Source organism: Succinimonas amylolytica DSM 2873, from assembly GCF_000378405.1.
GTDB classification, from domain to species: Bacteria; Pseudomonadota; Gammaproteobacteria; order Enterobacterales; family Succinivibrionaceae; genus Succinimonas; species Succinimonas amylolytica.
In genome coordinates, this window is record NZ_KB899636.1 from 54,534 (window position 1) to 74,507 (window position 19,974).

At 51.4% G+C, this 19,974-nt stretch carries 19 protein-coding genes; 8 read left to right on the forward strand and 11 right to left on the reverse strand.

Features of this window, described 5'->3' with window-relative positions; genetic code table 11:
- Positions 1 to 173 precede the first annotated feature (173 nt).
- Both F557_RS0100270 and F557_RS0100280 read left to right on the forward strand, forming a co-directional pair.
- A complete protein-coding gene (locus F557_RS0100270) occupies positions 174 to 1,895 on the forward strand; it encodes a proline--tRNA ligase (RefSeq protein WP_019000268.1) in 1,722 nt (573 codons plus the stop codon).
- Between the two features lie 265 nt (positions 1,896 to 2,160).
- Positions 2,161 to 2,940: a hypothetical protein gene (locus F557_RS0100280; RefSeq protein ID WP_019000270.1), complete on the forward strand. Its 780-nt coding sequence runs from the start codon at positions 2,161 to 2,163 to the stop codon at positions 2,938 to 2,940.
- 145 nt (positions 2,941 to 3,085) lie between these two features.
- On the opposite strand, the gene bioA is transcribed toward F557_RS0100280, so the two are convergent.
- The gene (gene bioA / locus F557_RS0100285) at positions 3,086 to 4,390 is read right to left on the reverse strand and encodes an adenosylmethionine--8-amino-7-oxononanoate transaminase (protein ID WP_019000271.1); all 1,305 of its coding nucleotides are present in this window, start codon (positions 4,388 to 4,390) and stop codon (positions 3,086 to 3,088) included.
- 206 nt (positions 4,391 to 4,596) lie between these two features.
- Here bioA and bioB point away from each other — a divergent pair, with 206 nt between their 5' ends.
- The 4 genes from bioB (at position 4,597) to F557_RS0100305 (ending at position 8,433) form a co-directional block, all read left to right on the forward strand.
- Complete coding sequence (bioB, locus tag F557_RS0100290) at positions 4,597 to 5,646, forward strand: biotin synthase BioB (RefSeq protein WP_019000272.1); 1,050 nt, start codon at positions 4,597 to 4,599, stop codon at positions 5,644 to 5,646.
- Complete coding sequence (locus F557_RS18230) at positions 5,643 to 6,878, forward strand: aminotransferase class I/II-fold pyridoxal phosphate-dependent enzyme (RefSeq protein ID WP_019000273.1); 1,236 nt, start codon at positions 5,643 to 5,645, stop codon at positions 6,876 to 6,878. Before bioB ends, F557_RS18230 begins: the two co-directional genes overlap by 4 nt.
- Positions 6,875 to 7,663 carry a methyltransferase domain-containing protein gene (locus F557_RS20825; protein ID WP_019000274.1) on the forward strand — a complete coding sequence of 263 codons (789 nt, stop codon included), beginning with the start codon at positions 6,875 to 6,877 and terminating at the stop codon, positions 7,661 to 7,663. The genes F557_RS18230 and F557_RS20825 overlap by 4 nt, the downstream gene beginning before the upstream one ends.
- Before the next feature lie 80 nt (positions 7,664 to 7,743).
- Positions 7,744 to 8,433: a hypothetical protein gene (locus F557_RS0100305; RefSeq protein WP_019000275.1), complete on the forward strand. Its 690-nt coding sequence runs from the start codon at positions 7,744 to 7,746 to the stop codon at positions 8,431 to 8,433.
- 161 nt (positions 8,434 to 8,594) lie between these two features.
- Here F557_RS0100305 and F557_RS0100315 read toward each other — a convergent pair whose 3' ends face one another.
- The 5 genes from F557_RS0100315 to flgE form a co-directional block, all read right to left on the reverse strand.
- Positions 8,595 to 9,692 (reverse strand): flagellar basal body P-ring protein FlgI, encoded by a 1,098-nt coding sequence (locus F557_RS0100315; protein ID WP_026297642.1) that lies wholly within the window; start codon positions 9,690 to 9,692, stop codon positions 8,595 to 8,597.
- A gap of 145 nt (positions 9,693 to 9,837) precedes the next feature.
- Complete coding sequence (gene flgH / locus F557_RS0100320) at positions 9,838 to 10,521, reverse strand: flagellar basal body L-ring protein FlgH (RefSeq protein ID WP_019000278.1); 684 nt, start codon at positions 10,519 to 10,521, stop codon at positions 9,838 to 9,840.
- A gap of 153 nt (positions 10,522 to 10,674) precedes the next feature.
- A complete protein-coding gene (gene flgG / locus F557_RS0100325; RefSeq protein WP_019000279.1) occupies positions 10,675 to 11,463 on the reverse strand; it encodes a flagellar basal-body rod protein FlgG in 789 nt (262 codons plus the stop codon).
- Between the two features lie 85 nt (positions 11,464 to 11,548).
- Entirely contained in the window at positions 11,549 to 12,295 is a 747-nt protein-coding gene (locus tag F557_RS0100330) for a flagellar basal body rod protein FlgF (protein ID WP_019000280.1), read from the reverse strand.
- Positions 12,296 to 12,561: 266 nt separating this feature from the next.
- On the reverse strand, positions 12,562 to 13,953 hold the full coding sequence (gene flgE / locus F557_RS0100340; RefSeq protein WP_019000282.1) for a flagellar hook protein FlgE: 1,392 nt from the start codon (positions 13,951 to 13,953) through the stop codon (positions 12,562 to 12,564).
- 439 nt (positions 13,954 to 14,392) lie between these two features.
- Here flgE and F557_RS0100350 point away from each other — a divergent pair, with 439 nt between their 5' ends.
- Positions 14,393 to 15,241 carry a hypothetical protein gene (locus tag F557_RS0100350; RefSeq protein WP_019000284.1) on the forward strand — a complete coding sequence of 283 codons (849 nt, stop codon included), beginning with the start codon at positions 14,393 to 14,395 and terminating at the stop codon, positions 15,239 to 15,241.
- A 283-nt stretch (positions 15,242 to 15,524) separates the two neighbouring features.
- On the opposite strand, the gene F557_RS0100355 is transcribed toward F557_RS0100350, so the two are convergent.
- The 5 genes from F557_RS0100355 to F557_RS0100375 all read right to left on the reverse strand — a co-directional run bounded on the left by F557_RS0100355 (position 15,525) and on the right by F557_RS0100375 (position 19,014).
- Positions 15,525 to 16,205 carry a flagellar hook assembly protein FlgD gene (locus F557_RS0100355; RefSeq protein WP_019000285.1) on the reverse strand — a complete coding sequence of 227 codons (681 nt, stop codon included), beginning with the start codon at positions 16,203 to 16,205 and terminating at the stop codon, positions 15,525 to 15,527.
- Between the two features lie 13 nt (positions 16,206 to 16,218).
- Positions 16,219 to 16,647, reverse strand: a complete 429-nt coding sequence (flgC, locus tag F557_RS0100360; protein WP_019000286.1) for a flagellar basal body rod protein FlgC — start codon at positions 16,645 to 16,647, stop codon at positions 16,219 to 16,221.
- Positions 16,648 to 16,661: 14 nt separating this feature from the next.
- Complete coding sequence (gene flgB, locus F557_RS0100365; RefSeq protein ID WP_019000287.1) at positions 16,662 to 17,072, reverse strand: flagellar basal body rod protein FlgB; 411 nt, start codon at positions 17,070 to 17,072, stop codon at positions 16,662 to 16,664.
- 107 nt (positions 17,073 to 17,179) lie between these two features.
- On the reverse strand, positions 17,180 to 18,028 hold the full coding sequence (locus F557_RS0100370) for a CheR family methyltransferase (RefSeq protein WP_019000288.1): 849 nt from the start codon (positions 18,026 to 18,028) through the stop codon (positions 17,180 to 17,182).
- On the reverse strand, positions 18,028 to 19,014 hold the full coding sequence (locus F557_RS0100375) for a chemotaxis protein CheV (RefSeq protein ID WP_019000289.1): 987 nt from the start codon (positions 19,012 to 19,014) through the stop codon (positions 18,028 to 18,030). Before F557_RS0100375 ends, F557_RS0100370 begins: the two co-directional genes overlap by 1 nt.
- A gap of 192 nt (positions 19,015 to 19,206) precedes the next feature.
- On the opposite strand from F557_RS0100375, the gene flgA reads away from it, so the two are divergent.
- On the forward strand, positions 19,207 to 19,911 hold the full coding sequence (gene flgA, locus F557_RS0100385) for a flagellar basal body P-ring formation chaperone FlgA (RefSeq protein ID WP_019000291.1): 705 nt from the start codon (positions 19,207 to 19,209) through the stop codon (positions 19,909 to 19,911).
- The last annotated feature ends 63 nt before the right edge of the window (positions 19,912 to 19,974 follow it).

Genomic DNA, 19,974 nt, shown 5'->3' on the forward strand with positions numbered 1-19,974 from the left:
CCCGGATTCTGAGGCATTTCTTCATGGCATTTCCGAAATGAAAGCCTGATGGCATAGAAAAAATACCGCAGCTTCTTTATCTTATCAAACCTCTCCAAACCTCACTGTTTTTGCTAAAATAGCGGTCAGTTTTTTCAACCTGTCAAACAGGGATAAATACTTAAAGGCCCAACATGCGCACCAGTAAATTTCTATTGTCAACTCTGAAAGAGGTTCCTGCCGAAGCCTCTGTGGCCAGCCACCAGCTTATGCTGCGTGCCGGTCTTATCCGTCAGCTCGCTTCCGGACTTTACGTCTGGCTTCCCACGGGACTTCGTGTCTTAAACAAGGTGGAAAACATCATCCGCGAGGAAATGGACAAATCCGGAGCCCTGGAAATCAACATGCCGGTGGTACAGCCTGCCGAACTCTGGCAGGAATCCGGAAGGTGGGAAAAGTACGGTCCGGAGCTCTGCCGCTTCAAGGACAGAAAGGAAAACTGCTTTGTTCTCGGTCCAACCCACGAAGAGGTGGTTACCTGGCTGGCCTCCTACGAAGTTAAAAGCTACAAGCAGCTCCCGCTGAACCTGTACCAGATTCAGACCAAGTTCCGTGACGAGGTGCGCCCCCGTTTCGGCGTAATGCGCGGCAGAGAATTTGTTATGAAGGATGCCTATTCCTTCCATACTTCTCTGGACAGTCTCCATGAAACCTATCAGGTCATGTATGATACCTACACCAGCATTTTCAGCAGACTGGGACTGTTCTTCAGGCCGGTGGAAGCCGACACCGGATCCATCGGCGGCAATCATTCTCATGAATTCCAGGTGCTTGCCGATGCCGGCGAGGATATTATCGTCTTCTCCAACGAATCGGATTATGCTGCCAATATTGAAATGGCCGAAGCCCCCATGCCGGCCGAGGAAAGAAAGGCTCCGTCCCAGGAACTAACCAAAGTGGCCACTCCGGATGCCCATAGCGTGGAGGAGGTAGCCGCCTTCCTGAACAGAGATATCAGAACCGTAGCCAAAACTCTGGTAGTACACGGCACCGACAAGGACGGCGGAGAATGCCTGGTAATGCTGGTACTCCGGGGGGATCACGAGCTTAATGAAGTCAAGGCTGAAAAGATCTCCGGCATCTCTGCACCGCTGACATTCGCCTCCGAGCAGGAGATCAAAACTGCTTTGGGCGCTCTTCCGGGCTCCCTGGGACCGGTAGGCTTCAGAGGGCGCATCATTATTGACAGAGCTGCCTCGGTAATGTCCGATTTCTGCACCGGCGCAAACGAAACCGGATTCCACTATACCGGAGCAAATCTGGTCAGAGACATTCCGGATTTCGAAATTCAGGATCTCCGCAACATCGTGGAGGGAGACCCGAGCCCTGACGGCAAGGGAACCGTTATCCTGAAGCACGGCATCGAAGTAGGACAGGTATTTGAACTCGGTACCAAATATTCAGCCGCCATGGGAGCCACGGTTCTGGACGAAAACGGCAAGAACATTCCCATGGAAATGGGATGCTACGGTATCGGTGTAACCCGGGTAATCGCTGCCGCCATTGAACAGAACCATGATGACAAGGGCATTGTCTGGCCGGCCTCCATGGCACCGTTCCAGGTTGCTGTTGTACCACTCAATTACGGCAAGAGCACTCTGGTGACCGAAACCGCAGACAGGCTGTATGCGGAACTGGAAAAGGCCGGTGTCGAAGTTCTTCTTGATGATCGGAACGAAAGACCGGGCGTCAAGTTCGCCGACATGGAGCTTATCGGTATCCCGCATCTGGTAATAATAGGAGAAAAAACTCTCGCCGAAGGCAACGTGGAATACGAGGAAAGAAAGGATCTCTCCAAGAATAAAATTCCCGCTGACGCTATTCTGAAGCATCTTCTGGAAAAACTCAGGAATTAACAGGGGTTTCCGGATACGGCCGTTTCCGATAATCCTGAGAGGCACCACCCCGGACCGGGGCGGTGCCTCTTTCTTTCACAACCTCGCACCTTATCCTGGGGGCCGCCTGGTTTCAGAGAAAATCCCCCGCATAAAGCCAGGAAAAATCCTGAAATCAGATTTTCCGCAAGTCCCAGCCTATGTCAAAATACCGGAATCCGCAGTATGATAAGATGTGACAGAGAAGGTTCGCGCTTCCCGTAATCAACGACGGAGGGATCAGAAAATGCTGAAATATCTGACACTGGCCGGAATAACCGCCATGCTGCTCGGAGGATGCTCTCCTGCCGAGGACCAAAGTGCTCTTATGCAGGATCTTGTCAAAATTCTTCCTGCTGACCCGCAGAACCAGACCGAGGTTTCTCCGCTTTCCGACGGCAAGGGAATAAAGGTAACCGTCCGTAAAAACAACCTTAGTCTCCGGGATCGCAAAGAAAGTTCCCAGGATTTTGTAAACGCCCTGCCGGATTTTCTGACGGGATTTTTCTGCCAGGGCTCCATTATCTCCGGACAGTTTTCCAGATACATCAACAAAAACAGCTATCTGGATCTGGTATACCTCGACCAGTCAGGACAGAAACTCTCCGAACATATCATCAACAGCGATTTCTGCAAAAACAACGGCAAAAACAGCTATAACACCACCAAGGCTCTGATGAAGCAGGAAAAACAGGGGTTCTACGACGAGGAATTTCTGAACAGGGTCTACCGCCCTCTTCTGGAAAAGAATCTGCCCCGCAGACTGGCCCCGAATCTTGTCATGGAACGGGCAGCCATAGGCCCCGGTTCCGAGGTCCATTTCTATGTGATTTACACCCGGGCCCCCGGAGAGGATAAACGACATTCCGTTGAAATCCTGGACGGCTATCTGGAACAGATGTACCGTGAAGCCTGCAAAAACAAAAGCTCACGGCATCTGATTTCAATGCTGGACAAAATGAAGTGGCACGGCCTTATAAATAATCGCGAGGTTACCAATCTTGTAGCCGGAAAGCACTGCAACTGAGGAAGCGAATCCGGACTGCACAGCAATGTTGTGCTGTCAGGAAACGCCCTTTTTTAGACAGAAACGCAATAAAATCGCTACACCGTCTCGTCTCCTCCGGTTTCATAATGCCGGATAGAGGATACTCCGTAAATCCGGGCACTGACTACGCCCGGAACCCGGCAATCTCCCCCCGTTCCATTCCGGAAACCAGCTTCCGGACACTGCGGGTGCACTTCAGAAGATTCTCGTCAGAAATTACAAATGGCGGATAAATGTAAATGATGTTTCCAAAAGGCCGCAGCCACACGCCCTCAGAAGTCAGAAACCGCTGCATGCTCACCGTATCCACCGGCTGTTTCATCTCCACAACTCCTACCGCCCCCAGCACTCGCACCTCCCGAACCAGGGGAGACTCTGCCAGACTGCAGAGCTCCTGACGCAGCAGATCCTCTATATGATGCACCCGGGACTGCCAGTCATAACTCTCAAATACCCTGAGACTTCCCAGAGCTGCGCTTAGTGCCAGAGGATTCGCCATAAACGTAGGACCGTGCATCATTACCCTCGCCGAGGAATAGCCGATGGCTTCTCGGATTTTCTGCCCTGTCATGACAGCGCTCAATGAAATCATCCCCCCGGTAAGCCCCTTTCCAAGAGTCATAATATCCGGTGAAATTCCGGCAAAGCTACAGGCAAACATTTCGCCCGTGCGCCCAAAGCCGGTGGCAATCTCGTCGCAGATAAGGAGTATGTCATATTCTGCGGTAAGTTTTCTGGCCGCCTTCAGAAATTCCGGATGGTAAAAATACATACCCCCGGCCCCCTGCATCACGGGTTCCAGAATAAATCCGGCAATTTCGTCCTGGTATCTTTCCAGAGTGTCCCGCAGCTCCAGAATCGCGCCGGAATCCCATTTCTCACCAAATTTTATCCCGGGTCTGGAGATAAAGAACTGCTCCGGAACATATCCGGCATAGGGACTGGAAAACCCGCTTCCGGGATCGGTCACTGCCATGGCCCCCAGGGTATCACCATGATACCCGCCCTGAAGGGCCAGGAATCTCTTGCGGGAAGGATTCCTGACACTCTGATACTGCACGGCCATTTTCAGAGCGATCTCCACGGCCACGGATCCCGAATCCGCATAAAAAACATCGGAAAGCCCCGGAGGGGTAATTTTGGAAAGATTCCGGGCCAGCTCCGCCGCCGGCTCGTGAATGATTCCGGCAAACATGACATGAGACATGATGCCTAGCTGCTGTTCCATTTCGGCAACAATGAGCGGGTGTCCATGCCCGTGGCATGCAGACCACCAGCTGGACACGCCGTCAATCAGCTCTCTTCCGTCACTGAGATAAAGAGTAGTACCTGAAGCCCGGACCACATCCAGCACCGGAATCGGGTTTTCAAGAGAATCATAGGGATGCCACACATGATCCCGGGCAAAAACCTGTAAATTATTGTTCATAATATATACTTCTGTAAACTATAAAACACAAAATACATTGACAGTATACTCCCCTAGATTAAACTCAAGAACAATTTTCAGGAAGAGAGTCATTTGTTCGCAGCGTCTTTTCTCCGGAACTAAGCGGCAGTCCTGTTTTTAACAGGCTCTAGGGCTATTACGGCAGAAAGATTCAGCCGCATTATCAATCCCGGAGTAAATCAAGCATGAATGAAATAAGACACAACTGGACACAGCGCGAGGTTAAGGAAATTCTGACCTCGCCTTTTCTGGAACTGGTTATGAGGGCAAATCAGGTACACCGGGAATATTTTCCCGGGGGGACTGTGCAGATAAGCTCGCTTCTTTCGATAAAAACCGGAAACTGCCCCGAGGACTGCAAATACTGTCCGCAGAGCATTCATAACCATACCGGCCTTAGATCCGAAAAACTTCTGGATAAGAACACCGTTCTTGAAAAAGCCAAGAAGGCCCGGGATGCCGGAGCTACCCGCTTCTGCATGGGAGCGGCCTGGCGGGATCCCCGGGACCGGGATATGTCCTATATCGTCGAAATTATCAGGATGGTAAAATCCCTGGGGCTGGAAACCTGCATGACGCTGGGAATGCTTACAGAAAACCAGGCCCGGGAACTTAAAAATGCAGGACTGGACTACTACAATCACAATCTGGACACCTCCCCGGAGTATTACCGCGAAATCATCACCACAAGAACCTACGAGGAGCGCCTGAAAACCCTGGAAATCGTCCGCCGGGCCGGCATAAAAATCTGTTCCGGCGGCATTATCGGCATGGGAGAATCAAATGATGATCGGGCCAGCTTTCTGAGAACTCTTGCCAATCTGAATCCTCATCCGGAATCGGTTCCCATAAACATCCTGGTAAAGGTGCCGGGACTTCCCCTGGAACACCAGCCGGACGTTGATCCTCTGGAGTTCGTAAGAATGATTGCCACCGCCAGAATTATCATGCCGGCATCATATGTCAGAATGTCTGCCGGGCGAAAATCACTTAGTGCCGAAGCCCAGGCACTGGCTTTTCTGGCCGGGGCCAATTCCGTTTTCTACGGCTGCCGGCTTCTCACCACCCCGAATGCGGAGGAGGACACGGATCTGCTCCTGCTGAAAAAGCTGGGGGTAAAAACCACCCTGACAGGACCGCAAAGCACCCCGGAAGAGGATCATCAAAAAATCTGCGACAGTATTCACGACATAATCAGCGATCATAGCTGCTACAGTCTGGAGAAAAATCTGTGAACCTTATAAACCAGGTATTCGGCATCGGGAAACTTCTACAGGAAAGAAAAATCAGGGGACTTTTTCGGGAATGCCGGACATACGACAGAGGTCCGGTTCGGGGTCATGGCAGCCGCCAGATCCGCATCTCCGCCAGAACCTTTCTTAACTTCGCATCCAATGATTATCTGGGGCTCTCGGATCACCCGGAAATCCGCAGGGCTCTTCATGAAGGCATTGACCGGTACGGAGGCGGAACCGGATCAAGCCCTTTGGTAACCGGACTGACTCCGGCCCATCAGGAACTCTCGGAAAGACTTCGGGACATCACGGGAAAGGAAGACATACTGCTTTTCAGCACCGGATTTGCTGCAAACCAGGCACTGATAAAGGCCTTCATTTCCCTGAACGCTGAAATCTATCTCGACCGTCTGTCTCACGCCTCCATGCAGGACATGGCCTTTCATACCCGCAAGATTTTCCGGTTCCGGCACAATGATGCCGGCCACCTGGAACAGCGTCTCGCCACCGGGAACACCCCGGGAATCATAGGCACCGAAGGGGTCTTCAGCATGGACGGAGACCTAGCCCCCCTGAAGAAGCTTCAGGATCTCCGGGAAAAGTTCCGTGCTCCTCTGATTCTCGATGATGCCCATGGCTTCGGCGTGCACGGTTTCCGGGGACACGGCACCGCCGCTCTCCTGTGCGGCGGATTTCAAAACACCGATATCTATATGGGAACTCTGAGCAAGGCGGCAGGACTTTCCGGAGCATTTATTGCCGGGGATCGGGAATTTCTGAGTTTTATGACCAACACCTCCCGGGAGTATATCTATTCCACCATGGCTCCGGCTTTTCTGGCTCACGGGATCCTAAAATCTCTGGATATCATCGAGGGCGACGAGGGAGAGGATCGCCGCTTACAGCTTGCAGCGCGCATCCGGAACTTTCATACTGCCATGCGGGAACTCCTGCCAGAATACTGTCCGCAATCGGAAACCGCCATTCAGCCCGTGATTATCGGAAATACCGGAATCCTGATCCGGGTAGCGGAGGAACTCCGCCGGGAAGGCATTATCGCCGGCGGCATGAGACCGCCCACTGTGCCTGAGGGTACCGCCCGGCTCAGAATAACGCTGACCGCAGCACACCAAAAACAGGATACAGATTATCTTGCAGAAAAGCTTTCCGGCATTATCAGCAGAATAAGAAACAGCGGTGCAGACAGTAGCAGCACCGGAATCTCGCCATGAACCTTATAGAAAAAAGATTTTCCAAAGCCGCTATGGCTTATGACTCCCGGGCCCTGATTCAGAAAAGAATTGCCGCCGCCCTTCTTGCTGAAATACCGGATGGGTTTTCCCACGCGGCGGATCTCGGTTCCGGTCCCGGAGTAAACTTTAAAAGGCTGCGCCAAAAAGCCATCCAGGTCACCGGCATCGATTTTTCCCCGGCAATGACCGGCATTGCTGCCAGCCTTGGAATCCCCGGAGTCCGGGCTGTTACCGGCAATATCGAGGAAATTCCCCTGCCTGATAACTCCTGCGATCTGCTGTTTTCCTCCCTGGCCTTGCAATGGTGCCGGATGGATCGGGTCTTCCGGGAAATCCGCCGCGTAAGCCGGAACAGATCCTTCATCGCTCTGGCATTTCCGGTTTCGGGAACACTCACCGAGCTCGAAGAGGCCCTCCGGAAGGCGGGACTCCAAAATCGTATCATCAGATTCCATGAGCCGGAAGAAATAAAACAGATCCTTAAAAACACCGGTATTTCCGGAAATATCCGGCTCTCCGAACAGGACTTTACAGAATGTTACTCTTCGGCCAGGGACTATCTGGACTCCATCCGGAAAATCGGGGCCGGATCAGCTCCCGAAAATTCCCCGGTTTCCCGGGACTCCTACCGGAGACTTCATGACCTTCTCAGGGAGCTTGAACGGCAAAACCGTCTTGTCCATACCTACAGAACTCTTTTCATTACAGGATATCTGCTCAAAAACGCTGCCCCGCCCCTACCGGCGCAGAAGTTCATTTGTTAAACAGTCAGAATCTGGGATAATATGGCGATAGCATTACGGCAGTACTGCACTAAAGAGACCAATCACCCGGAGGAAACTCTATGAACAATCTCAAATACCTGATCTCAGCCCTGACCCTCGGGGCCGTTCTGACAGTTCCCGTTCAAGCCTCAGCAAAGGAGGCGGTGACAGCCCCAGGTAATGAAACCGCCAGCAGAATTCTCTCCGCAGAGAGTTCATCCCAGGACCCAGATGACGATACCGAAAAACAGGAGATGCCACGGAATACCGCCCCCGCTCTCCTGCCGGAGAACTGCACCCTTCTGAGCTACACCAAAGACGGGGTCTTTACCTCCTACCGCTGTCCGGATCATGACATCATGGGAATTGTTATCGAACCAAAAAACAACCTGACTGCCGATCTGCTTATTCAGGATCTGGTCACCTCCGGAGACTGTACGGAGCAGGTGAATGAGAACTATATATACGGACAGCGGCTTTCCTGCCGGAATGGCGATGAAACCTATGACGCCTATGTGGGAAAAAGCCCCACCGGATTTCTGATTATGCTGACCGCAGATTCCAGCTATAACGACAGCATCGTGCTGAGCGCTCTCCAGAACCTGACCCTGACCATTTATTTCTTCCAGCGCCATGTGGCCAAGGATCAGGAACAGATCGACTACCTGCACGACATTCTTAATAAGGCCACACCGGCCCGGGATGCCATGGAAATGAACGACATCCGCATGAAAAGCAAAGAGAGAAAAGAAACAAAATCCCGGCAGTGATTCGCATCAGCCCTAACCGCATACTCATCCGCTGTTTTTTTTCCTCCTGACAAAAACCGGAAAAATGAACAAAAAGAGACTTTGCAGTACTGCAAGGTCTCCTTTTTACGAAGCGGCAAGAGACCGGAAGATGAAGGATTCCGGTTATCCCCATAGCGACATCAGATAATCACCAGTTCTCCCTCAATGGCCCCGGCCTGCTCCAAAGCCTCCAGAACGCTCATCAGATCACCCGGAGCCATGCCCACCTGATTTATAGCCCGTACCAGATCATCAAGAGTGGTGCCGGTATCCAGCTTGAACATTTTGCCAGTCTTTTCGGTAACCGAAATATTGCTGTTGGGAACCACTACCGTCTCTCCGCCGGAGAAGGGCTCCGGCTGCGACACCTGAGTGTTCTCCTTGATAGAAACCGTAAGACCGCCATGCGTTATGGCCACCGGCCGCAGTCTGACGTTCTGGCCGATAACAATGGTGCCGGTACGGGAATTTACAATGATTTTGGCAGCTTCATTGCCCTGCTCCACATCCAGATTCTCTATCTGGGACAGATATTCCACTCTCTGATTGGAATCCCGGGGAGCCTGAATTCTGATGGTAACTCCGTCCACAGCCGTAGCAGTACCGTTACCATACTTGCTGTTAATTATCCCTGCCACTCTTTTGGCGGTGGTGAAATCGGATCTCACCAGATTCAGATTGATGGTGTCACCGATATTAAAGGCTGACGGAACCTCTCTCTCCACGGTGGCTCCGTTGGCAATACGTCCCACTGTCGGGGTATTGACTACCACCTTTGATCCATCGGCGCCTTCCACACCAAGACCGGATACCACCAGGGATCCCTGAGCTACAGCATAAATATTGCCGTCAACGCCCTTAAGAAAGGTCTGCAGCAGCGTACCGCCCCTGAGACTCTTTGCTTCACCGATAGCGGAAACCGTAACGTCTATAACCTGACCAGGCTTGGCAAACGGCGGCAGATCGGCATGGACAATTACCGGAGCCACATCCTTGATCTTGGGCCGCACACTGGGATCAACCTTGATCCCGAAATTATTAAGCATGGTTCGAAAGCTCTGTTCAGAAAAGGCATTATTCTTTTCACCAGTGCCGTTAAGCCCCACCACCAGGCCATAACCGATAAGCTGGTTGGATCTGACACCGCCAACATTGGCGATATCCTTGATTCTGGCAGCCTCGGAAATGCCCGGAACAGCAACCGCTATCAGCATCCCCAGCGCCATCAGAACAATCATCAAAAATCTTTTAGTCATAACAGACTCCCGCAAGACAATTCTGTCAGCTCATGTCAGCTAACCGACGCAAACTCCATCTCTGCTTATGATTATTCAAGATATGTGCCAGAATCCCCCGGGGAAATTCCCCGGGAACTCCGCCCGGTCAGAACGGCATCCATTTGCTGTTAAAGAATTTGGACAGCCAGCCCTTTTCAGTTGTATTGGAAAAGTCACCGGTACCGCCGTACTGAATTCTGGCGTCGGCAATTTTCTGAGAGGAAACCGTATTGTCGGCATTTACATCCTCGGATCTGACAATGCCGGTAATTCTGATATACTCGTTGCCATTGGTCAGCATTACCCATTTCTCACCGCGCACCACCAGATTTCCGTTGGCCAGTACCTTGACCACGCTCACAGAAATATTGCCGGTAAGACTGTTACTCTGAGAGGCCTTTGCCGATCCCGAAAAGTCTCCGGAACTTCCCATTCCGGCCTCGGTGGTATAGCCGCCGATTCTGACCGGTTTTCCGCCAAGAGTCAGTGCGGAAAGGCTGTTTTTGTTCTTCTTTTCGGTTTCATTGCTGGCATTCTTGCTGGCACGGGTACTTTCCCGAAGCTCCACGCTGATAATGTCTCCCACCCGGTGGGCCTTGATATCAGTGTACAGATTGTCAGGTCTGGCAATTCCGAAAATCGATCCGTCGGGAACAATGTCCGCCACCGTATCCTCAGGAAGCGCCGGAGCGTACTTGGGATCATCCGGCACCGGATCCATCATGCCGGCGCACCCGGCATTTAACACTGCAATGCCGGCAAATGTCAGGGCTGCTATCGTTCTGTTCATAAAATCACCCTCCGGAGGCTATAACTTTTTCTCTCTTTCCCGGGAAAACCCGCATTGTATTTCCAGGCTGTCAAAATTCTGAATGCTCCCCGGCCGGTTCCGGCACCGGAACTCCGGTACTAAACAATCAGGGAGCTGGTACTAATACCGGTATTAAAGCGTCTGAACCAGATTGCCCATCATCTGATCCACTGTATGAAGAACCTTGGAGTTCATTTCATATACTCTCTGGGCAGTAATGAGGTTAACCAGCTCCTCAGTAACATTAACATTGGAGACTTCAAGACAGCACTGATTGATGGTGCCCACGCCGTCAGCGCCGGCAATACCCTGAATTGGAGCCCCGGATGCCGAGGTTTCGGCAAAAAGGTTTTCTCCGATGGGCTCAAGACCGGTATTGTTAACAAAAGTGGTAACAGTAATCTGCCCCAGAACCTGGGATTCGGCCTGATCAGCAGTGGTTATGCTTACCTGGCCATCCTTGCCCACGGTAATGCTCTTGGCATTTTCCGGAACCTGAATCTCCGGCAGCAGCGGGTAGCCGCTGCCCACGGTAACAATAGTTCCTTCCTGATTCAGGGTAAACTGGCCGTTTCTGGTATATTTGGTGGTGCCATCCGGCATCTGTATCTCAAAAAAGCCATCGCCGGAAATCATCAGATCCAGAGTATTATTGGTGGTCTGCACGTCCCCCTGACCGAACTGCTTCTGGGTAGCAACCACCTTGGCACCGGCCCCCAGCATCAGTCCCGAAGGCAGCGTAGTATCCGCAGAGGAACGGCCACCCGGCTGATTCACATTCTGATAAAGCAGATCCTCAAATACGGCCCGCCCTTTCTTGTAGCCTACTGTTGAAGCATTGGCCAGATTGTTCGAGGTAACGGAAATATTGGTCTGCTGCGCATCCAGTCCGCTTTTGCTAATCCACAATGCCGGTATCATACGTTATTCCTCTTTTCAAAAATCCGTTAATAGTTTTCAGGTACTATCAATATTGCAAGGTCCATGCCATTATCAGCTGACGTGTTTATGACATTCTGAGCAGGGAATTCTGAGCTTCGTCATTCTGCTCGGCATTCCGCATCATCTTGAGCTGCATGTCAAACTGCCGCTGCAGACTGATAATGCTGGTCATCTCATGAACCACATTGACATTGCTGGCCTCCAGAGCACCTCCTATCACACCGACATCTTCATTGAAGGGCACAGTCCCCCCGTCTGCCGGACGGAACAGTCCGTCCGCCCCCTTGACCGTCAGATTATCGGGAATCTTGACCAGCTTAATCTGGGCAAATTCCTCCACAATGGTAATATCCGCTCCGGCCGGCCGGCCGCTTATCACGCCGTCATTGTTTATGGATACCTTATCCAGCGGCACCGGAAGCACAATCTCGTTTCCGGAATCATCCAGGAGTATCTGTCCGTTTGAGGTCTTTAGGACGCCGTTTTCATCAATGGTCAGACTGCCATTTCTGGTATATGCCTCCGCACCATTGCGGTCCTGTACCGCAAAGTAGCCCTCCCCGCGAACCGCCAGATCCAGATCCCTGCCGGTAGTCATCAAAGTGCCAGATTCCAGGTTGTAGCCCGGTCTCTCAGTCATGGAAAAAGCCCGAGATTTAAACCCGGGACCGTAGGCATTGATGGTTCTGGCCTGTTCCAGATCCGCTTTGAAGGCCGTAGTGGACGCGTTAGCCAGGTTGTTGCCGTGAAGTGCAATGCCATGAAAGTTTTCTTTGGCGCCTGACATGGCGATATAGAGCATTCTGTCCATAATCGTTACCTCTTGTACTGATATTTATAGAGAAGCAAATGTCATGCCAGTAAACAGAAAAGCGGGAAAATCTCAGAGAAACAGAGAAATGAGAAGGCAAAGCACCAGGAAAAAGGCCGTAAAAACGACAAAAACCGGAAATCCGGCTACAGGCAGTATAGAAAAAACGGCTATTTCTCTCCCAGAGTGTCGGAATCCTGCCGGATCCCGACAAAAAACCGCCCCGGGGAGAGAACCGGGAGCAGTCTTCAGCAGTATTATCAGGACTACCTGACGTTGAGGATGCTGTCCATCACCGTATTGTTGACCTCAAGAGCCCGGGAGTTCGCCTGGTAATGTCTCTGGGCCGTAATAAGCTCCACCAGCTGGGTCGCCAGATCGGTATTGGACTCCTCCAGCGCGGACGACTGAATAGCCCCCGCAGTACCGACAGTAGCCTGGCAGGGAACGGCGTCTCCGGAATCCAGGGACTTCCTCCAGCAGGTGTCGCCAATCTGAGTAAGGCCCTGCGGATTTGCAAAATTCGCCATGGCAATCATGCCGAGCTTGGCGCTGGTGCCGTTGGAATAGGTGGCACTGGCAATGCCCTTGTCGTCAATCTGCACGTTGGTAAGCTGCCCAACAGTAGAACCGTTCTGACTTATGGCCTCCACTGAGAACGAGGTACCGCCGTACATATGGAGATTCTTGCCGAACAGGTATTCGATCTGCTGTTCCGCATTGGCTCCGGAGGTGATAATCTTGTCCCCACCGTATTCTGCAACAGGAGCTGTTCCCAAAGCCACGGTTTTAATGATGGCGGGAGTATAGCCAGTAATTTCACCGGTATCATTGGTTTTTACGTTTCCCTTGTCATCAAAGACAATCTGTGCGCTTTTAAGCTTAAACCCCGCCTTTGACAGAGAAGACGGCGCAATAAATTCTTTGTCATTGCCATTTTCAATGTCAACCGGCTTGTCATCGATAAACATAAACATCTGCCAGGTATTGGCATCTGTGGCCGCCCCCTGAGCTTCCTGATCCTTGATAAAGTAATAGGTAGCGGTATGAGCCTCGCCCAGGGAATCATAAACCTTAACCGAGGTGGAGGCATTAAAGGTGGTGGAATCCAGAGGATCAAAACTCTTTACATTCAGGTAAGGAGTATCTGCCGGCAGGGTCATGCTGGAATCTACCCTAGTAGTCATTTCCGGGGATCCAGCAGAGCTGGGAATTCTCAGAGGATGCGTGGAATCCAGACTGACCGATTTTACCGTACCGTCGTTATTGACATCATAAACCTGAAGATAGCTGCCCATGGAATTAACCACATAGCCGTCATCATCGCACTGGAAGGCTCCGGCCCGGGTATAGGTGCGATCCAGGGAATTGGCATCAGGAGACAGCACAAAAAAGCCATCGCCCTTAATGGACAGATCCAGCGCGTTCTTGGTAGTGGTCAGAGACCCCTGACTGAACTGCTGGGAAACGCAGGCAGTCTGAACGCCGTTACCTACAGCAGTGCGGTTATCGGTAAAAATGGAATTTGCATACATATCCGCAAATTCCGCCCGGGAATTCTTGAAACCAATAGTATTGACGTTGGCGATATTGTTGGAGGTAACATCAAGGTGCTTCTGCGCCGCATTGATGCCACTTACGGAAATACTCATTGACATACGAACTCTCCTTCCGTTGTCGTTGTTTAAAATTCTTTTGCAGGACTGCTGATTCCTTCATTCCATCTAATGCAACCACTGTGCCATATCGGAATTCTCTTCGTTATTTCCCCAAAGATTTGAATCAAATCACAATATCCTGCAAATATTTCCGGATTCTTCCTGAAAAAATCGTCAAAAATCCGGAACAGCCTGCGAAAAGCAGGTTAACTGCGGCAAAAATTCCCGACATGATTTTGCCAGCTACAGCGGCAGCAGCGGCGGATTACCGCCGGTTTTCCGATTTTCCGAAACACCAGGATATTAAGTTCCGCTCCCCGGGAATCCACTAACCTGCCCGCAGATTTACTTTTATAGGAAGGCCGTTAAAATAGATTCCCTGAACCGGTATCTACCTGAATATCATTTGTCTCCCCCGGTTCCGAAGGTTTCTTCTCCTATGAATTCGCAGCAGCATAACCATAACCGCCCGGCCCCGGATCCCCAGAACCAGAATCCCGATTACGGAATCTGGAATTACAGCCTGCGGGTCTTATGGAGCTCCGGCGCCACACTGGCAGGCCTGATGAGTCCGTTTCACAGTCAGACACTTTTCCTGAAAAGCCTCGCATACCTGCTTGCAGGTGCGGTCACTGGCCCGGGGCTCATGCTGATTACCCCGGTGCTTTCCAAAACCGGCATTCTGCCGCCGTTACGACATTCCAGGGATCGCCAAAAGCTGGGAGACTCTCTAAAAACAGCTTTGGTGCCGGCCCTGTTCTGCGGAGTCCTGAGCGCTTTTCCGCTGGCATTTTGCATAACAGCCATACTGCAGGACACGCCGGATATCATCGGCTACCAGGAACGCCAGCTACTGCTGCTTGGCATTGCCATACTTGCCATGATTCCGGGACTGGTCTCCGGATATCTTATTCTCGAGCTTCGGGAACGCCTTCCCTGGCTCTCCCTGCGCAAGCTTCTTTCCGAAACCGCCTGCATGCTGGGATCCAACATCTTTCAGCTGTTTTTTTTCATCATTCTCCTCTTCGGGCTATTCAATATCCTGGTGATCGCAGCCGAGTATTCCTACGGGATTCTGAATGACGAACTGCTCCTGAAAACCTATAACATGCCGGAGGCGGTGAACCTGATTCCCTATCCGCTGTGGAACTGCATATTTCTGATGTGGTTTCTGGGCAGCCTGACCGTAGCCTCCCGAAATGTCAGCATAAAGCTCGCCGACGATGCCGAAAACAGTATCAGACACAAATCCGGAGAAACCCGATGTAACGCCTCCCTTATGAAATAACCAGGATAATGACAAAACTCTCCGGACAGCGCTGGCGCAGCAACTTTCGGGCTGTTTATACACAGTTTTATCAACAATCTTATCAATAATCTTATCAACAATCTTATCAACAACTCCAGCCGCTAATATCCGGAAACCGCGCCCTGCAAAATACCAGCCCTCCCGCCTTCAGAAAACTGGTGCAATAAAATAAATTTCCAGGGTACTTCTTCCCAAACTCCCCATAAAATTAAAAGGCAGAACCTTCCGATCCTGCCTCTTATGCCGTGATTTTCTGAAACCACTACCCGAAATTCTTGACCTCGGACATCTGAATAGTGCCACCGCCCTGGAGATTCAGCACTGTATCCTTAATACCGTTCCCGAGAGTCACACTGGACACAGTGCCGTAACCGTATACCGGAATCGCGGTATTGGCTCCGTTCTGTCTTCCGGTTACCGCGAAGCTGTAGTTTCCGCTGGGTACCGTATTGCCGTTCTTGTCGGTTCCGTCCCAGTAAAGATTAATGTCGCCGCTGCCGTCTCCGAGATCAATCTCATTCACCAGAGCTCCGGAGGCATCGGTAATGCTGACCTTCATACCAGTAGCGCCGGATCCGGCATCAATCATAAACTGCGTGGCATCGGTACCGTTAAAGTAGGCACTGTTGGTATTAAGCTTCACGTCCTGTCCCACCAGTCCTGAGGCCATCAGAGCCTGCGACGAGGTAACATTTGCTGTCAGGTCGTTGACACTGTCATTGAGAGAAGCTATGCCTGATACCATATTGAGCTGTGCCAGCTGTGTTACCATCTGAGAATTATCCACCGGATTAGTGGGATCCTGATACGACAGCTGTGTGGTCAGAAGACTCAGGAACTCCTCCTGCCCCAGGGTGCTGTTACCCTTTTTCGCAGCCTCCGCCTCATTCTGTGCCTTAACCGAACTTACAGTACTGAGTCCGATGCTATCATAAACCGACATAAACTACCCCCTGTTAGCTTGAACTACCCAGCTTAAGTGTCTGAAGCAGCATCTGCTTGGCATTGTCAGCCACCTGTACCACGGTCTGATAGGAACGGCTGGCACTGACCATATCGGCCATTTCCTCCACCGGATTGACATTCGGCCGGAAGATATAGCCGTCGCGGTCAGCCAGAGGATGATGCGGCATATACTCCCTGATGGGATCCAGCGCGGATTCCACCACCTCCTTTACCTGCACTCCCATGCCCTGAACAGAACCCATGCTTTTTTCCGCCTCCAGAAGAGCGGTGGCAAAAACCGGCCGTCTGGCACGGTAAGTATCTGCCGCATTGGAAGTAATGCTGTCTGCGTTGGCCAGATTTGATGCTGTGGCATTAAGACGAATCGACTGCGCCGCCATGGCGGAGCCGGCAATATCTAAAACTCCGTAAAGACTCATTTTAAATACTCCTTCTATTCACCGCTGAGAACACGTCTGAGACTGCTGATTTTGCCGTTCAGAAAGGCCAGGGTTGTCTGATAGTCAATGCTGTTTCCCATAAAGGCCATACGCTCAACACTGACATCCACGGTATTGCCGTCGCCGGTGTCCGGCTGCAAAGATTCCCGGAAAACCCGGGTTCCGTCCAGCTGCATATCTGATCCTGCAAGATGCCTCTGATTCGTTACAGCAAGATTCGTGCCGGAATGCACTCCCTGCTCTTTAAGAGCCCGGTCCATGGCAGATTTGAAATCAAGATCCTGAGCCTTATAGCCCGGGGTATCGGCATTGGCCAGATTGCCAGCCAGAATTTCCGCTCTTTTGTTTCTGAGATTGAGAGCCCGGGTATGCACCCCGAAGAGATTGTCAAAAGAAATGCTCATAAGTCTGTCCCCGCCAAATCGCTGACACCAGTGTCATCTCCGGACAGATTGATTCAAGATTCATGCCATATGACCCCGGCATTCGGGGAAGGCTGAAAATACTGAGCTCAGTCAAGACGCCTGAAAATAATCCCGGGATTGAGACGGATCATCTCAAAGCTGTCTTCAATGCCCGTCATAAACTCGGAACTTCCCAGGAACATATAGCCTCCAGGCCTGAGCATTCCGGCAAAGCTCTTTACAATACGGAGCTTTTCCTCTCTGGAGAAGTAAATAAGAACATTGCGGCAAAATATAATGTCAAACTTCCCCAGAACCAGAAGGTTCCCCAGAAGGTTGACTCTTTTAAATGACACCATCTTCCGGATATCCTCGGAAATCCGGAAGGCGCCAGTATCCTGATCCCAGACCTCGAAAAACTCCTGTCTTCTTTCGGCACTGAGACCGCGGGACATGGCCAGGGAATCATAAACCCCATTCTGGGCGATCCCCAGCATAGAATCAGAAATATCCGATGCCACAATGTCAACTACGGCAGACTTCAGTTCCGGAAGCTTTTTCTCCTGCTCCCGGACAACCATGGCTATGGAGTAGGGCTCCTGTCCCGAGGAACAGGCCGCCGACCAGATCCGGATCCGGCTGCGTTCCCGTACCACCTCCGGAAGAATTCTGCTCCCCAGAATTTCAAAAGGATACACATCCCGGAACCAGAAGGTTTCATTGGTGGTCATGGCATCGATTACAATTCTTTCAAGAGTCAGGTTGTCGCTCCGTATCACCTTCTGCAGCAGAGCATCCAGACTGACAACACGGAACTGCGGCAGCAGAGACACCAGACGGCTTCTGATAAGGTATTCCTTATCAGCCCCCAAAACGATGCCGCAGCGCTCCTGCAGAAAAGCGCAGAATTCTCGGTATGTCTCCGGACTTACGGACCAGTCAGCTACGTTGTTCATCAGTTATTCCGAATCGCCTGAAACAGCTCTTCCTCCCCCTCATCCATCAGCTTGCGCACGGCCTTTGCCAGTTCATCAGGATTAAACTTGGCAATAAAGTTGTCTGCCCCGACCTTTTTAACCATGGCCTGATTGAACACCCCGGACAGGGACGTGTGGAGAATAACCTTCAAAACCGCCAGCTTGGGATCCTGACGAATATTGGCTGTCAGGGTGTAGCCATCCATTTCAGGCATTTCAATATCTGAAATAAGAAGGCCTATCTGCTCCTGAATCGGGCCGTTCTTTGCCAGCTCCCGAAGCTTGTCCAAAGCCTGCTGGCCGTTTTCTACCACAATTGACTCCAGATTGATGGATTTCAGGGCGCGCTTGACCTGATTACGGGCCACAGAGGAATCATCGGCCACCATAACTTTCCGGATAATTCTGGGTCTGTCCGGCATTTTGGACTCGATTTCCGCCTCCTCTTTCCGGAACTCCTCCACCACTGTTTCACTGACATTCTTGTCATTAGGAGCAATCTCATCCAGAATCTTTTCAACATCCAGAATTTCCACCAGCTGCTTGTCAACCTGGGTTACCGCTGTCAGATAATTGGTCTTGCCCACCACCTTCGGAGGCATAATGGAACTCCAGTCCAGGTTTACAATTCTGTCGACACCTCCCACCAGAAACCCCTGCACGGATCTGTTATATTCCGTAATGATGACATAGCTGTGCTCCAGATCATGATTCATCTTGCCGCCTATGGCCAGCCCCATGTCAATTATGGAAATGGTCTGTCCCCGAACATGAGCCACGCCTCTCACATTTTTGTTAAGCCTCGGCATGGCGGTGAGATGCGGGCACTCCAGAACCTCTTTCACCTTGAATACGTTTATCCCGTAAAGCTGCTCCCGGCCCGGCAGACGGAAAAGAAGAAGCTCTAATCGGTTCTGCCCTACAAGCTCAGTCAGCTGATTGACCGAATCCAATACTCCCGCCATAAATGCTCCTTATTCCCGCACGGAATTCACCGTTCCGAACTGCCCCTCAAAATCTCCGCCTCCCGCACCGGACCGCGGAAACGGATATGGTTCTTATCTTGCATACCGCTCTTTACATAGGAAGTTTTCCTTATCATATAATATTGTCATGATATTGACAGTTCCGGTATTTCCAAAGAGTGATTTTATAAAATGGATAACACTTTTTTTAAGTCTCTGGTCTTCCTGACGGCAGTTTCATGCTTTGGCGGCATCCCGGAAGACAGCCTTGCAGACAGCGAGTACAATGAGGAGCTTGCCGAAGAGGCCCGGGAATGGCTTGAAGGAGAGCTCACCCTGGAAGATGGAGAAACTGCCGAGATTTCCGTTGCCTCCGTCCCCAAACGGGACTACCCGATCTGCGAAGGAGTCGTGACATTTTCCGTGGCAGCTGACAAAATCCGCAAAAACAATTCCATAAAAACAGAATGCAAGAGCGACACCACGCCGTGGCATTTTTACCTCACCGCCAGAGTTATCATAAAAACACCTTTTGTCACCGTAATCGCCGCCGTGCCAAAAAACAGCATCCTCACCCGAGATAATCTGACCATCGGCTACATGGACAAGGTTCTGAACCGCGGTACCTCCTTTACGGATCCGGAACTTCTGAACGGCATCAGAACCAAGCGGGATCTCAAACCCGGACAGCCGGTGCTCAGCAATCAGATCTGCGTCATCTGCCAGGGGGATGAAATTGATATCGAGGCCGCCGGAGGAAGTTTCAGCATAAGAACCCGCGGGGAAGCTATGCAGGACGGCTCCTACGGCGACTTTATCAGAGTGAAAAACAGCAAAAGCGGCAAAACCGTCAAAGCCCGGGTGGTAGACTCCTCCCTGGTAAGAATCGACATGTAGCGCCGGAATTTTCCGTCAGCCCCCCGTTATCCGGTCTATTCCGGATAATGTTTTACGTTTTGC

Excerpts from the sequence above, each read along its gene's own strand:
- F557_RS0100315 (WP_026297642.1), bottom strand. The coding sequence starts at position 9,692 with ATGATTGTTCTGATGGCGCTGGGGATGCTGATAGCGGTTGCTGTTCCG.
- flgB (WP_019000287.1), bottom strand. The coding sequence starts at position 17,072 with ATGAGCATTTCTTTTGACAATCTCTTCGGGGTGCATACCCGGGCTCTC.
- flgC (WP_019000286.1), bottom strand. The coding sequence starts at position 16,647 with ATGAGTCTTTACGGAGTTTTAGATATTGCCGGCTCCGCCATGGCGGCG.
- F557_RS0100375 (WP_019000289.1), bottom strand. The coding sequence starts at position 19,014 with ATGGCGGGAGTATTGGATTCGGTCAATCAGCTGACTGAGCTTGTAGGG.
- F557_RS0100270 (WP_019000268.1), top strand. The coding sequence starts at position 174 with ATGCGCACCAGTAAATTTCTATTGTCAACTCTGAAAGAGGTTCCTGCC.
- F557_RS0100330 (WP_019000280.1), bottom strand. The coding sequence starts at position 12,295 with ATGGACAGAATGCTCTATATCGCCATGTCAGGCGCCAAAGAAAACTTT.
- bioA (WP_019000271.1), bottom strand. The coding sequence starts at position 4,390 with ATGAACAATAATTTACAGGTTTTTGCCCGGGATCATGTGTGGCATCCC.
- F557_RS0100305 (WP_019000275.1), top strand. The coding sequence starts at position 7,744 with ATGAACAATCTCAAATACCTGATCTCAGCCCTGACCCTCGGGGCCGTT.
- flgH (WP_019000278.1), bottom strand. The coding sequence starts at position 10,521 with ATGAACAGAACGATAGCAGCCCTGACATTTGCCGGCATTGCAGTGTTA.
- flgG (WP_019000279.1), bottom strand. The coding sequence starts at position 11,463 with ATGATACCGGCATTGTGGATTAGCAAAAGCGGACTGGATGCGCAGCAG.
- F557_RS20825 (WP_019000274.1), top strand. The coding sequence starts at position 6,875 with ATGAACCTTATAGAAAAAAGATTTTCCAAAGCCGCTATGGCTTATGAC.
- flgE (WP_019000282.1), bottom strand. The coding sequence starts at position 13,953 with ATGTCAATGAGTATTTCCGTAAGTGGCATCAATGCGGCGCAGAAGCAC.
- flgA (WP_019000291.1), top strand. The coding sequence starts at position 19,207 with ATGGATAACACTTTTTTTAAGTCTCTGGTCTTCCTGACGGCAGTTTCA.
- F557_RS0100355 (WP_019000285.1), bottom strand. The coding sequence starts at position 16,205 with ATGTCGGTTTATGATAGCATCGGACTCAGTACTGTAAGTTCGGTTAAG.
- F557_RS0100350 (WP_019000284.1), top strand. The coding sequence starts at position 14,393 with ATGAATTCGCAGCAGCATAACCATAACCGCCCGGCCCCGGATCCCCAG.
- bioB (WP_019000272.1), top strand. The coding sequence starts at position 4,597 with ATGAATGAAATAAGACACAACTGGACACAGCGCGAGGTTAAGGAAATT.
- F557_RS0100370 (WP_019000288.1), bottom strand. The coding sequence starts at position 18,028 with ATGAACAACGTAGCTGACTGGTCCGTAAGTCCGGAGACATACCGAGAA.
- F557_RS0100280 (WP_019000270.1), top strand. The coding sequence starts at position 2,161 with ATGCTGAAATATCTGACACTGGCCGGAATAACCGCCATGCTGCTCGGA.